This window comes from Nocardia sp. NPDC060249 (assembly GCF_042728755.1).
Taxonomy (GTDB): Bacteria; Actinomycetota; Actinomycetes; order Mycobacteriales; family Mycobacteriaceae; genus Nocardia.
Window position 1 is genome coordinate 47,807 of the sequence record NZ_JBHXAQ010000016.1, and the last position, 13,138, is coordinate 60,944.

Here is a 13,138-nt window from a genome sequence, read left to right on the forward strand (position 1 = left end):
CCGGTGAGGCCGTCGATCCGTCGACCGGTGAGCAGCCCGTCGCCGAGCCGGGCCCGGCCGGCCTCGCCGACCAGACCGTGTACCAGTCCGCCGGTTTCGCACCGCCTGGCCAGTTCGCGCAAGGTGCTCCGTACTCGGTGCCGGATCCGTACCAGAACAACGGCGGGCAGCCGCCGATGAACGGCCCCGAGCAGCAGCCGTGGCTGCCCGGCCAGCCGGGCGCTGAACAGCCCTACCCCGGCCCACACGCCACCGGCGAGCAGCCGCATCCCGGCATGCCGCCGCAGTACCCCGGTGCCGAGGGCCAGCCGCAGTATCCGGGCGCTGAGGGTCAGCCGTACCCCGGTCCCGAACAGCAGCAGCAGTTCCCCCCTCAGGAGCAGGGCCCGCAGTCCGAGCCCATCTACAGCTGGGCGCCGCCGCCCCCACCGATGTACCAGCAGCCGATGCAGGGCGGGATGCCGCCCGGTCCGCAGCCGGAACAGCCGGGGCAGTTCCCCGGCCAGCTGCCCGATCAGGGACAGTTCCCCGGTCAGCAGGGACAGTTCCCCGGTCAGCTCGGCCAGCCGGGTCCGCCGCCCGGTCAGCAGTGGGCAGGCGGTCCTGCCCCGCAGCAACAGCAGCCGTTCCAGCCGCAGCACATGCAGGCACCGGGCCAGCCCGGCCATTCGGTCAACGATCTGAACCTGCTCAAGCGCGCGCGGAAGTCGCCGCGCAGCGGGTGGCGCAAGGCCGTGCACAAGGTGTCCGGCGGTGTGATCAACCCGGGTGAGTCGGCGGCGGATGTCGTCTACCGCGATCTCGGCGAGCGGGTCAACCAGCCCGTGCGCGGCGATTACCGGATCGCGATCCTCTCGCTCAAGGGCGGCGTCGGCAAGACCACCACCACGGTCGGTCTCGGCTCCACCTTCGCATCCCAGCGTGGTGACCGCGTCATCGCCATCGACGCCAACCCCGACCTGGGCACGCTCGCCCACCGGGTGCCGCGCCAGACCCGTTCGACCGTGCGCAACCTGCTCGAAGACCAGCAGATCACCCGCTACTCGGATGTCCGCGCCCACACCTCGCAGGCCCCGAGCCGGCTGGAAGTGCTTGCCTCCGAACAGGATCCGGCCGTGTCGGAGGCCTTCAGCGAGGCCGACTACCGCAAGGCCATCGGCATCCTGCAGTCGTTCTACAACATCATCCTCACCGACTGCGGCACCGGCCTGATGCACTCGGCCATGTCGGGCGTGCTGGATATGGCGAGCTCGCTGGTGCTGGTCACCTCCCCCGCGATCGACGGTGCGCGCAGCGCCTCGGCGACGCTGGACTGGCTCGACCACCACGGCTACTCCAAGCTGGTCGAACGCACCGTCGTCGTCGTGAACGCTTCTCGCCGTGGCGCTTCCACGGTCGACCTGGATCAGCTGCGCAAGCTGTTCCTCGACCGCACCCGCGCCGTGCAGATCGTCCCGTTCGACGATCACCTGGCCGAGGGCGCCGAGATCGACCTCGAACTGGTGAGCAAGCCGACCAGGCGGGCCCTGCTCGAACTGGCCGCGATGGTCGCCGACGACTTCAGCTACCACGGTCAGCAGCAACACCAGCACCAGCAGCCGTATCAGCCGGGCCAGCCCTACCCGGGTCAGCAGTACCAGCCGGGTCAGTTCTGAGACAGCACCGTCAGCGCGCGATCACCGCGCGCGCCGCGGCCTCGAACGCGTCGAGCACCGTCGCGATGGCGGGGCTGCGGTGCGCCTGTGGGCGGGTGATGATCTCGTAGACGCGGGCCGCGCGGACCCCGGCCAGCGGTAGCACCGACAGGTCAGGGTGGGCGACGGCGTAGCGCGGCATCAGCGCCACGCCGTAGCCGGAGACCACGAGCGTTTCGATCACCCGGAACTCGTTGAGCCGCTGCGCGATCCGTGGCCGCACGCCGGTGACGGTGGCGATGGACTCGAGCACGTCGTCGACCGGGAACCCGCCGCGCACGCTCACCCAGGTCTCCTCGGCGAGTTCTTCCGGGCGCACCGACGAACGCCCGGCCAGCGGATGATCCGGTGCGACAACGACATCGATGGGCTCACGCATCAGCACCCGCGCCGACAATCTCGGCCCGGCCAGCGACGGCGCGCGTTCGTCACGATGGGTGAGCACGATGTCGTAGTCGGCCAGCAGTTTCGACGCCTCGCTCGGCGGGAGGTCCTCGTCGCCCGCGACGAGTTCCACTCCGCCGGCGGCCAGTGTGGCGAGCACGGGTGGCAGCAGCAGCGCCGCGCCGGAGGGGAACGAGGCCACCCGCACCTGTCCGCGGGGTGAGCCCCGATAGTGGGCCATCTCGGCGGTGGCCCGGTCCATCGCGGCGAGCACGTCATCGGCGCGCAGCACCAGCGCCTGGCCCGCGTCGGTGAGCCGCACCCGGCGTCCGTCCGGTTCGAGCAGCGCGACCCCGGCCTCTCTGGCCAGCACTTTCAATTGCTGCGAGACCGCCGACGGCGTCATCGACAGCACCTCGGCGACGGCGGCCACCGTGCCGCGGTCGGCCAGCTCGCGCAGAATCCGCAGTCGCTCGATCGAGAACATGAAGTAAAACTACGTTATCCCTGCATATTTATTCGATTGTGCTGATCTTTAGCGGCCCGCACGATAAGGGCGTGACCTCCCGTGATCGCCTGCTCGGACTGACCGTCGTCGTGCTCTGGGGCCTGAACTTTCTGGCCATTCGCGTCGGCCTCGACCACTTCCCGCCCTTCTTCTTCGTCGCGCTGCGCTTCGCCGTGATCGCGATCCCCGTGCTGATCTTCATTCCGCGGCCCGCCGTGCGGACCCGCTGGTTGCTGCTCTACGGCACCGGCTTCGGCATCCTGCAGTTCGCGTTCCTGTTCACGGCGATGCGCACCGGCATGCCGACCGGCCTCGCCTCGCTGGTACTGCAGTCCTCGGCACCGTTCACGGTGATGCTGGGCGCGGTGCTGTTGCGCGAGCGCTTGCGGCCGGTGCAGGTCGCCGGGCTCGCGGTCGCCGTGTTCGGCATGGTCATCATCGGCGCGGACCGCATGGCCACCGCCACCCTGCTGCCGGTCCTGCTGACGTTGGCGGGTGGCCTCGGCTGGGCGTTCGGCAATATCGGCGCCCGTCAGGCCGGTGCCGACTCCCCCGGCTACAACCCGCTGCACCTGACGCTGTGGATGTCGGTGGTTCCCGTGCTGCCGATGCTGGCGCTGTCGATGGCTGTCGAGGGGCCTGGAACGGGTTTCCGCGCGATCGGCGCCGCGTTCTCCGCCGACGGCTTGCCCGCACTGGGCGCGGTCGCCTACATCGCCGTGCTCGCGACCGTCTGCGGTTCGGGCCTGTGGACCTATCTGATGAGCCGCTATCCGGCGGGCACTGTGGCGCCGTTGTCGCTGCTCGTGCCGGTCGTCGGCATTGCCGCGGCCTGGGTGGTCCTCGACGAACAGCCGTCGGTGGCCGCGCTCATCGGCGGGGCGATCGTGATCGCGGGCGCCTTCGCGGCGACCACCGGCCGAGGCCTGCCGAAGGCGGCGTCGCCCGCCCCCACACCCGAATTGGCCCGAGCCTGAGCCCGAATTCAACCCACGATCGCTCGAGCTCTGGCTAGCATGTGACCGGTCGCCCGATGTGTTTCCGTGCGACCGGTCGGTTTCGAGCTCGCGAACGACGCACAGGTCGATCTAACCAGGTCTTCGCCGCGCTCTAGAGTGGTAGCAAATCCCAGGCAATACTCGAGCAAGGCAGCTGAACAGCATATGGCGGAACAGCGGTGGCCCGTTTCGCGAAGGAACCTTCTTCGTGGCACGGTCGCAGCGGGGGTGATATCGGCGGGGGCCGTAGCGGGAGCGCCGGGATTCGCCGCGCCCCCCGGGCGCCGGGTGGCGGTCCTCGGCGGCGGTGTCGCCGGGCTCACCGCCGCGCACGAATTGGCCGAGCGCGGGTTCGAGGTCACCGTGTACGAGGCACGCGCGCTGGGCGGCAAGGCGCGCAGCGTGGGCGTGCCGGGGACCGGCCGCGACGGCCGACCCGATCTGCCCGGCGAGCACGGGTTCCGTTTCTTCCCCGGCTTTTATCAGAACCTGCCCGACACGATGCGCCGAATTCCGTATCCGGGTAACCCCGACGGTGTGTGGAACAACCTCATCGCCGTGCCGGAGGCCAGGTTCTCCCGTCGTGACAGCGACGACATCACGCTCGCGCTGCCCGACAGCATCACCACCGCGCAGGCGACGCCGGATTCGATCCGTGAAACCCTGGCCGGCGCCATCACCACGACCGCCAAGATGTCGGCGGCGGAAGGCCTGTTCTTCGCCAATCGGCTGATGGTGTTCAACACCAGTTGCGATGCCCGCCGGTTCGGGCAGTGGGAGCACACCTCCTGGTACGACTTCGTCCACGGGCACGAACGTTCGCACGAATTCCGCGCGGTCGTATCCCGGTCGCTGACCTCGATCATGGTCGCCGCCAAGGAGAACCTGGCCAGCACGCGCACCATCGGCAGCATGGGCGAGCAGTTCCTCGGTAACCCGCTCGGCATCGGCAACGACGGCGGCCTCGACCGCGTGCTCAACAACACGACCAACGCCGCCTGGATCGATCCGTGGGTGCGCCACCTGCGAGAGCTGGGCGTGCGTTTCGAACTCGGCGCACGGGTCAGCGAACTCGAGGTGCGCGACCGGCGAATCCGGGCGGCCGGGATCACCGACGCCACGGGCGCGCGCACCGTCGACGCCGACTATTTCGTGGTGGCGCTGCCGGTGGAACACGCGAGAAAGCTGTGGTCGTCGCAGGTGCTCGCCGTGGCGCCGGAACTCGCCGCGACGGATCGGCTCTTCGTCGATTGGATGAACGGAATACAGATCTATTTCCGCGCGCCCCTGCGTATTTCGCGCGGACACACGGCCTATGTCGATTCGCCGTGGTCACTCACCTCGATCAGCCAGAATCAGCTGTGGACCGATAAACTGCCGTCCTTCGGCGACGGGACGGTGGCCGATTGCCTTTCGATCGATATCTCCGACTGGAATTCGCCGGGAATGCTGTACGGCAAACCCGCCACCGCGTGCACCCACGAGGAGATCTTCCGCGAAGTCTGGGCACAGTTGAGCAGCCATCTCAACGATCGTGAACAATTGCTCCGCCCCGCCGACGTGCATTCCTGGTTTCTCGATCCGGGAATCACCTGGCAGGGCAGTCGGAACGCGAATGCCGACCCGTTGCTCATCAATACCGCCGGCTCGTGGGACGCCCGCCCCGAGCCGCACGGGTCGATCGAGAATCTCTTCCTCGCCGGTGATTACGTGCGCACCGATGTCGACCTGGCGACCATGGAGGGCGCCAACGAGTCGGCCCGTGCCGCGGTGAACGCGCTGCTCGATGTGGCGGGCTCGTCGGCGCCGCGCTGCCGTGGTTTCCGGCTGCGCCGCACCCCAGAACTCGAGCCGTTGCGCATCATCGACGCCGACCGTTACGCCAAGGGACTGCCCAACCTGTTCGACGAGGGCACCTGACCGGCGTCCACCAGAACCGCACGTCAGACCTGCCCCGACGGGGCGCGTGACACCGTGTGACACCCTCCCGCACGCGGCGCGTAACACCGCGTAACACCGCGCACATAGACTCGCGGCGTGGCAGACATCTCGGTGCGTGGGCGCTTGGCCTTGCGAGCGGCGGCGGCAGCGTCGTGGGCTTCGCAGAAGGCGGGTCGCGGCAAGGGTTCGATGATCGGCGGCCTGATCGCGTTGAAGATCGATCCGTCGATCATGACGCAGCTCGGACGCGGTCGGCGAACAGTGCTGATCACCGGCACGAACGGTAAGTCGACCACCACCCGGATGACGACCGCCGCGCTCGGCACGCTCGGCGACGTCGCCACCCAGGCCGACGGCGCCAATATGGACGCGGGCATCGTGGCCGCGCTCAGCCTCCACCCTGGTGTGGCGCTGGCCGCGATCGAGGTCGACGAGCTGCACCTGCCGCACGTGAGCGACGCGCTCGACCCAGCCGCCGTGGTGTTGCTCAACCTCAGCCGCGACCAGCTCGACCGGGTCGGCGAGATCAACATGATCGAACGCAAACTGCGGGCCGGGCTGCTGCGTCATCCCGACGCGATCGTCATCGCCAACTGTGACGACGTGCTGGTGGCCTCCATCGCCTACGACCACCCGAATGTGGTGTGGGTCTCGGCGGGCAGCGGCTGGGCCGTCGACGCGACCAGTTGCCCGCGCAGCGGCGAGCCGATCGTCTGGGAGGGCGAGAACTGGCGCTCGACCGGCGCCGATTTCCATCGCCCGCAGCCGGTGTGGTGGCTCGAGGGTGAGGATCTGTGCGGCCCTGACGGTTTCCGGGCTCCGCTGCATCTGGCACTGCCGGGTCGCGCGAATCGCGGCAATGCCGCGCAGGCGGTGGCCGCGGCGGTCGCGATGGGCGCCGAGCCCGCGAAGGCGACCGATGCCACCGGCACCGTGCGCGAGATCGCGGGCCGCTACCGCACCGTCACCGTCGGCGACCACGACGCGCGGTTGCTGCTGGCCAAGAACCCCGCGGGCTGGCAGGAAGCGCTGTCGATGATCGACCCGTCCTCGGCCGGTCTGGTGATCGCGGTGAACGGTCAGGTGCCCGACGGCGAGGACCTGTCCTGGCTGTGGGATGTGCGGTTCGAGCACTTCGAGGGCGTGCAGGTGGTCGCCTCGGGCGAGCGCGCCACCGATCTCGCCGTGCGCCTCACCTACGCGGGCGTCGAACACACGCTCATCCCGGATCCCGTGCGCGCCATCGCCTCCTGTCCCGCCGGACATGTCGAGGTGCTGGCCAACTACACCGCGTTCCGCGATCTCAACCGTGACCTGGAGGCCCGCAAATGAGCGAGTCAACCCTTCGTATCGGCCTCGTGCTGCCCGACGTGATGGGCACCTACGGCGACGGCGGCAATGCCCTGGTCCTGCGCCAGCGTCTGCGGATGCGGGGCTACGACGCCGAGATCATCGACATCACCCTCGCTGATCCCGTCCCGGATTCCTTCGACATCTACACCCTCGGCGGCGCCGAGGACTCCGCCCAGCGCCTGGCCACCCGCCACCTGCAGAAGTACCCCGGCCTCCAGCAGGCCGCCGCCAAGGGCGCGCCCGTGCTGGCCATCTGCGCCGCTATCCAGGTGCTCGGCAACTGGTATGAGACCTCGGCCGGCGAAAAGGTCGACGGCGTCAGCCTTTTCGACGTCACCACCTCGCCGCAGAAGGTGCGCGCCATCGGCGAGGTCACCACCACGCCGCTGGTCCCCGGCCTGAAGGCACCCCTCACCGGCTTCGAAAACCACCGGGGTGGAACGGCTCTCGGCTCCGATGCCAGCCCGCTCGCCCGCGTGACCCGCGGCGTCGGCAACGGCGTGGGCGACGGCACCGAGGGCGTGGTCCAGGGCTCGGTCTTCGGCACCTACCTGCACGGCCCCGCGCTGGCCCGCAACCCCGAGCTGGCCGACCTTCTCATCGCCAAGGCCCTCGGCATCCCCGCCACCGACCTGGCCCCCCTCGACCTTCCCGAGGTCGACCGCCTACGCAAGGAACGCCTGCGCGCCTGAGTCAGCAGCGCAGCGAATCGACCTCGTACTGGAGGCAATGCGGGTCGCGGGTGACAAGCGTCAACTCCTCACAACGAGCCTGGGCGACCAGAATTCGGTCGAAGGGGTCGCGATGGATCATCGGCAGGCGTGCCGCCTCGATCGTATGGCGCGCATCGATGGCCAGCGGCAGGAACCCGCCGCCCACCACCCGTTCGGGTAGGTCGGCAGGACCCACGAGCTTTCCCGATGCCTGCTTCATCGCGATCTCCCATACCGATGCCGCACTGACATAGACATCGGGATCGTGGTCGAGCCGCTCCCGGAGCCCTGGAGCGAGCGTCGAGTCGTCGGTCAGCCACCACAGGATCACATGGGTATCCAGCAGCAGGCTCATGCGCCGAAGTCGCGCGCGATATCGGCGTTGGTCTCGGGCGAATCCCAATCAGCGGACAACTCCACCCGACCACGCAGCGAACCCCGCCCGGTGCGATTGACCCGACGGCTCAACGCAACCACCTTGGCAACCGGAGTTCCAGCACGACTGATCACGATTTCTTCCCCCCGCTCCACCCGCTCGATGATGCGCGACAGGTTGGTCTTCGCGTCGTGAATATTGAACTGTTCCGCCGCGTTCCCTGCCATGACGCCTCCTTAGCTAACAGGTTAGCCCAATGGCGGAGTCGCGTCCACCGGACTTCCGCTCAGCGCGACTTTTAACCTCCCCCGACGGCTACCTGCGCCGATAGCGTCTGCACTCGCAGTGCTCGGCGAATCCGCCGTGGCACCGGAGGTGAGGAGTGCCGGGGTGACCGCAGTGGTGTCGGACGTGGACGCTGCTGCGGCGGCCGGTTCGAAACCCAGTTCTGTGAAGGCACCACGGCGGGGTGGATCGGTACTGGCCGCCGTGGTGGCGCTCGGTGCGGTGCTGGCCGGGTGGACGGTGGTGACGGCGGCCGGATTGGTCGACCCGCTGTATCTGCCGTCGCCGAGGGCGGTGTGGGATGCCTTCGTGCGGGCCAATTCCACGCATCGGATCGCCGACGGCGTGGATCGGTTCGTGGTCGGCGAGCAGAACTACTACCTCTGGGAACACCTGCTGGCCAGTCTCCAGCGGATCGCGATCGGGGTGGGTGCGGCGATCGTCGTCGGGCCGCTGGTCGGGTTCGTGATGGGGATGGTCGCGCCGGTGCGGTGGGTTACCGAGCCGATCCTGAACTTTCTGCGCGCCCTGCCGCCGCTGGGCTACATCGGTCTGCTGATCGTGTGGTTCGGCATCGGCGACACCGCCAAGATCTGGCTGCTGTTCCTCGCCGCGTTCCCGCCGATCGTCATCGCGACCTTGGACGGCGTGCTCGGCGTCAAACAGGACTACCTGAACGCCGCGCGCTCACTGGGTGCCGGTCGCGCACAGGTTGTTTCGCTGGTCGTGCTCCCCGCGACCCTGCCCAACGTGATCAGCGGCATCCGCATCGCGACGGCCTTCGCCTGGACCACGGTCGTCGCGGCCGAACTCAACAACGGCATCCCCGGCATCGGCGGTCTCGCGTATATCGCGGGCACGCAATTGAATACGCCGCTCACCATCGCCTGCATCATCGTGATCGGCGTGGCGGCGATGCTACTCGACGCGGTGATCGTGTTCATCGGCACCAAAGCTGTTCCCTGGAAAGGCAAGTCATGAAATCCGCACTGCGCAAGGTCGCCGCGACCTCGGCCGCGCTCTCCGCCGTCCTCGCGGTCACCGCGGGCTGCGTGGAGTCGGGGCGCGAGGACACCGGCGCGGCCGCGAGCTGCCCGTTCGCCGCCGACCCGAGCGTCACCAGCACCGTCCGCCTGGGTTTCCAGGCCATCCCCAACGGCGACCTGCTGGTGAAGGACCGCAACCTGCTGCAGGCGTGCCTGCCGAACGCGAAGATCACCTGGAGCCAGTTCTCCTCCGGCGCCGACGTCGTGCAGGCGTTCGGCGCGGGCGGCCTCGACATCGGCACGCTCGGCTCCAGCCCCGCCACCAAGGCACTGTCGGCACCGCTGAACCTGCCCGTGCAGGTGATCTGGATCCACGATGTGATCGGCACCTCGGAATCGCTGGTCGTGCGCGACAAGTCGATCACCACGTTGGCCGGATTGGCCGGCAGGAAGGTGGCGACGCCCTTCGGTTCCACGTCGCACTACAGCCTGCTCGCCGCGCTCGACAAGGCCGGACTCACCGGCAAGGTGGAGCTGATCAACCTCGCGCCGGACGCGATTCCCGGTGCGTGGCAGGGCAATCAGATCGACGCGGCCTGGGTCTGGGACCCGACGCTGTCCAAGCTCACCGCGGCGGGCGGGGAGGTGCTCACCAGCAGCGCCGAGACCGCGGCGGCCGGTGCGCCGACCTACGACCTGGCCATCGCCGACAAGAAGTTCCTCGCCGGCAATGCCGCGTTCGCGAAGACCTGGGCCAAGGTGCAGGACTATGCCGTCGGTCAGCTGAAGAACCAGCAGGCCGAGGCGGCGGTGTCGATCGGAGCGCAGCTGGGCATCGCCCCCGACAAGGTCGTTCCGCAGCTGGCGGGCTATGGGTATCTGCCCGCCGCCGAGCAGGCCGGGGCGAAGTACCTGGGCGGCGGCTTCAGCGCGGATCTCGCCGGCACCGCGCGATTCCTGTTGAGCCAGGGCGGGATCGCCGCCGTCGGTACCGAGCAGCAGTACCGCGACGGCATCTCCGCCACCGCCGCGGCGGGCGCGGGCTCGTGACCGCGGGGCCGGTGACCGGGGATGCCGAGCGAGTGACGTTGGCCGGGGTGAGCAAGAGCTACCCCGGCCCCGACGGTGACGTCCAGGTGCTCGCGCCGACCGATCTCACCGTCGAACCCGGCGAATTCGTCTGTGTCATCGGCCCTTCCGGCTGCGGCAAATCGACTCTGCTGAACATCCTCGCCGGATTCCTCCCGCCGACGTCGGGGCAGGTACGGGTCGGCGATCGGGTGGTCGACGGACCGGATCCCGACCGTGGCGTGGTCTTCCAGCAGGCGAATCTCTATCCCTGGCTCTCGGTCCGCGGCAATGTCGAGTTCGGCCCGAAGGTTCGCGGCGTGGACAAGGACAAGCGACGCGCGCAGGCCCAGCGGCTGCTCGAGCTGGTCGGACTCGACCAGCTCGGCGACCGCAAACCCTACGAACTCTCCGGCGGGCAGCAGCAGCGCGCGCAGATCGCGCGCGTGCTGATCAACGATCCCGGCATCGTCCTCATGGACGAACCCTTCGGCGCCCTCGACGCGTTGACCAGGGAGCGGCTCCAGCGCGAACTCCTCACACTGTGGCGCGACCGCCGCAAGACGGTCCTTTTCGTCACCCACGGCATCGAGGAGGCCATTCTTCTCGGCACCCGAATCCTGGTGATGGGTACCGAACCCGGCCGCGTCGTACACGACGTCACGCCCACATTCGACGCGGGCGCGGACTTCGCCACGATCCGCGCCCTGCCCGAGTTCAGTGCTCTCCGAGACGAATTGGGCCGCCACATCTACGCGGCCCACGGGTGATCTACGCGCTGACGCGCACCTGCCGACGGGTGATGAGCCAGCCGACGAGCGCGGCGAGAGGGAACATCAGCACGCCGTAGACCGCTGCGGGGACGGCCATCTCGGTGCTGTCGAGCACGCTGATCGCGATGGTGATGGCGATGGTGCTGTTGTGGATGCCGACCTCGAACGAGCAGGCGATGGCCTGGCGGTCGGCGACGCCGAGCAGGCGCGGCAGGTAGTAGCCGACCGACAGGCTGATCAGGCAGAACACGACGGTGATGGCGCCGACGTCGGCGAGCGAGTCGGTCAGGGTCTCGCGCTCGCTGACGATGGTGCCGACGATCACCAGCAGCAACGTGATCGCCGACCCGATGCGCACCGGCTTGTCCATCCGGTCCGCGAACTCCGCCGACCAGCGGCGCACCAGCATGCCGAGGCCGACCGGCACCAGCACGATGGCGAACACCTGGATCACCTTGCTCAGCTGCAAACCGACGGAACCGTCTTCGCCGCTCGGCTCGAAGTAGCCGATGGCGAAGTTGGTCACCAGCGGCACGGTGACAACCGCGATGATCGAATTGACCGCGGTCAGCGACACATTCAGCGCCACGTCACCGCGGAACAGGTGGCTGAACAGGTTCGCGGTGGTCCCGCCGGGCGAGGCGGCGAGCAGCATCATGCCGACCGCCAGGATCGGTGACAGATCGAACAGCAGTACCAGCCCGAACGCGACCACCGGTAGTACCAGCAATTGGCAGGCCAGCGCGATGGCGACGACGCGCGGCGTTTTCGCGATGCGGGCGAAGTCGGCGGCGGTGAGCGAGAGCCCGAGGCCGAACATGATCACCGCCAGTGCCAACGGCAGACCGACAGATACCAGCGGAGAGTTCATAGCCACACACTTCTCGTCGAGCAGTCCGAGTCGAGGTACCGATCGGATTGAGACGCGCTCGTCTCAAGACTGAAGAGTAGCTGGATGTGACGCGCATCGCAGCGGAATCGGCGAGGTATCACCCCGGCGAGGCGACGGCCTCCGTGGCCGGAGCATGGCTGCCGGTGCACAGGTCGTGGACGAAGCGCATCTTCTCCAGCACCCGATCGGGCAGCACGAAGGGGTACAAGTCGTCGTGGCCCATCGAGCGGTTGACCATGTTCAGCGACCAGGTCAGCGGGAGCCAGAGCTCGATGATCTTGTCGAACCCGGCGCGGCCGATCTGCGGGCGATCCAGCGTCGCGCCCGCGGGGGCGAGGCCGAAGGACGCCGCGGTGTCGAGGGTGTCGCGGATGTGCAGGTAGTGGGCGAAGGTCTCGGCCCAGTCCTCCGCGGCATGCATCGTGGCGTAGGAGGAGACGTAGTCGCGCTGCCAGCCGCGGGGCGCGCCCTGGGAATAGTGGCGGTCCAATGCCGCCTGGTAGTCGGCGAAGGGATCGCCGAACAGGTCGCGAAAGCGGTGCAGGGCAGCGTCATCGGCGACGAGTACGGAGAAGTAGTAGTGCCCGGTCTCGTGCCGGAAGTGGCCGAGCAACGTGCGGTACGGCTCGGCCATCTCGACGCGCAACTGCTCACGGTGCGGGTCGTCGGCCTCGGCCAGGTCGAGGGTGACCACACCGTCCATATGGCCGGTGAGCACGCCGTCGGTCCGGCTGGACAGCAGATCGAAGGCCAGCCCGTGCTCGGGATCCTCGTCGCGGCCGACGATCGGCAGGCCCAGCTCGACCAGCTCGAAGATCAATCGCCGCTTGGCCGCCTCGGCCTCGGCGAAGGCGGCGAGGCCGTCGGTGTCGGTGTCGTTGGGCCTGGTCCTGGTGAGCTTGCACGAGACGCACAGACCGGGACCGGACGCGTCGCCGTCGACCAGCCAATTGCATTGGGCCACATGCAGGTTGTCGCACAGGCGGAAGCGGTCGCTGTCGACGACGCCCGCCGCGTGGTCGATCGCCTCGTCACCCGGCGGGTCGCCGATCACCACCAGCGCCCGTTCACCCAGGCTCAAACCCAGCGCGCTGCGGCAGGACAGGCAGACCGAGTTCTCGAAAGCCAGCTGCTGGCCACAATTCGGACAGACGAAGTCACGCACGG

Annotated in this window: 13 protein-coding genes; 8 read left to right on the plus strand and 5 right to left on the minus strand. The window is 68.5% G+C overall.

What is annotated here, in order from left to right:
• Positions 1-176 precede the first annotated feature (176 nt).
• A complete protein-coding gene (locus ACFWFP_RS31740) occupies positions 177-1,655 on the plus strand; it encodes a MinD/ParA family protein (protein ID WP_379301307.1) in 1,479 nt (492 codons plus the stop codon).
• A gap of 10 nt (positions 1,656-1,665) precedes the next feature.
• On the opposite strand, the gene ACFWFP_RS31745 is transcribed toward ACFWFP_RS31740, so the two are convergent.
• The gene (locus ACFWFP_RS31745) at positions 1,666-2,565 is read right to left on the minus strand and encodes a LysR family transcriptional regulator (protein ID WP_379301247.1); all 900 of its coding nucleotides are present in this window, start codon (positions 2,563-2,565) and stop codon (positions 1,666-1,668) included.
• 71 nt (positions 2,566-2,636) lie between these two features.
• On the opposite strand from ACFWFP_RS31745, the gene ACFWFP_RS31750 reads away from it, so the two are divergent.
• The 4 genes from ACFWFP_RS31750 (at position 2,637) to ACFWFP_RS31765 (ending at position 7,570) form a co-directional block, all read left to right on the plus strand.
• Positions 2,637-3,563 carry an EamA family transporter gene (locus tag ACFWFP_RS31750; protein WP_379301249.1) on the plus strand — a complete coding sequence of 309 codons (927 nt, stop codon included), beginning with the start codon at positions 2,637-2,639 and terminating at the stop codon, positions 3,561-3,563.
• Between the two features lie 186 nt (positions 3,564-3,749).
• A complete protein-coding gene (locus ACFWFP_RS31755; RefSeq protein WP_379301251.1) occupies positions 3,750-5,504 on the plus strand; it encodes an FAD-dependent oxidoreductase in 1,755 nt (584 codons plus the stop codon).
• A 117-nt stretch (positions 5,505-5,621) separates the two neighbouring features.
• Positions 5,622-6,857, plus strand: a complete 1,236-nt coding sequence (locus ACFWFP_RS31760; RefSeq protein WP_379301253.1) for a MurT ligase domain-containing protein — start codon at positions 5,622-5,624, stop codon at positions 6,855-6,857.
• Positions 6,854-7,570 (plus strand): type 1 glutamine amidotransferase, encoded by a 717-nt coding sequence (locus ACFWFP_RS31765; RefSeq protein ID WP_379301255.1) that lies wholly within the window; start codon positions 6,854-6,856, stop codon positions 7,568-7,570. The genes ACFWFP_RS31760 and ACFWFP_RS31765 overlap by 4 nt, the downstream gene beginning before the upstream one ends.
• A 1-nt stretch (position 7,571) precedes the next feature.
• On the opposite strand, the gene ACFWFP_RS31770 is transcribed toward ACFWFP_RS31765, so the two are convergent.
• Both ACFWFP_RS31770 and ACFWFP_RS31775 read right to left on the minus strand, forming a co-directional pair.
• Positions 7,572-7,946 carry a type II toxin-antitoxin system VapC family toxin gene (locus ACFWFP_RS31770; protein ID WP_379301257.1) on the minus strand — a complete coding sequence of 125 codons (375 nt, stop codon included), beginning with the start codon at positions 7,944-7,946 and terminating at the stop codon, positions 7,572-7,574.
• Positions 7,943-8,194, minus strand: coding sequence for a type II toxin-antitoxin system Phd/YefM family antitoxin (locus ACFWFP_RS31775; protein ID WP_379301259.1), 252 nt, complete (start codon positions 8,192-8,194; stop codon positions 7,943-7,945). Before ACFWFP_RS31775 ends, ACFWFP_RS31770 begins: the two co-directional genes overlap by 4 nt.
• A gap of 172 nt (positions 8,195-8,366) precedes the next feature.
• Here ACFWFP_RS31775 and ACFWFP_RS31780 point away from each other — a divergent pair, with 172 nt between their 5' ends.
• Genes ACFWFP_RS31780 through ACFWFP_RS31790 form a run of 3 tightly spaced genes read left to right on the plus strand, consistent with a single transcriptional unit; the run spans position 8,367 to position 11,076 of the window.
• On the plus strand, positions 8,367-9,233 hold the full coding sequence (locus tag ACFWFP_RS31780; RefSeq protein WP_379301309.1) for an ABC transporter permease: 867 nt from the start codon (positions 8,367-8,369) through the stop codon (positions 9,231-9,233).
• Positions 9,230-10,288, plus strand: a complete 1,059-nt coding sequence (locus ACFWFP_RS31785) for an ABC transporter substrate-binding protein (RefSeq protein WP_379301261.1) — start codon at positions 9,230-9,232, stop codon at positions 10,286-10,288. The genes ACFWFP_RS31780 and ACFWFP_RS31785 overlap by 4 nt, the downstream gene beginning before the upstream one ends.
• Before the next feature lie 47 nt (positions 10,289-10,335).
• Positions 10,336-11,076, plus strand: coding sequence for an ABC transporter ATP-binding protein (locus ACFWFP_RS31790; RefSeq protein ID WP_379301263.1), 741 nt, complete (start codon positions 10,336-10,338; stop codon positions 11,074-11,076).
• A 1-nt stretch (position 11,077) separates the two neighbouring features.
• Here the strand turns inward: ACFWFP_RS31790 and ACFWFP_RS31795 are convergent, their stop codons facing one another.
• Both ACFWFP_RS31795 and ACFWFP_RS31800 read right to left on the minus strand, forming a co-directional pair.
• Positions 11,078-11,950 carry a bile acid:sodium symporter family protein gene (locus ACFWFP_RS31795; RefSeq protein ID WP_379301264.1) on the minus strand — a complete coding sequence of 291 codons (873 nt, stop codon included), beginning with the start codon at positions 11,948-11,950 and terminating at the stop codon, positions 11,078-11,080.
• Positions 11,951-12,068: 118 nt separating this feature from the next.
• Positions 12,069-13,136 (minus strand): putative zinc-binding metallopeptidase, encoded by a 1,068-nt coding sequence (locus tag ACFWFP_RS31800; protein ID WP_379301266.1) that lies wholly within the window; start codon positions 13,134-13,136, stop codon positions 12,069-12,071.
• Positions 13,137-13,138 lie beyond the last annotated feature (2 nt).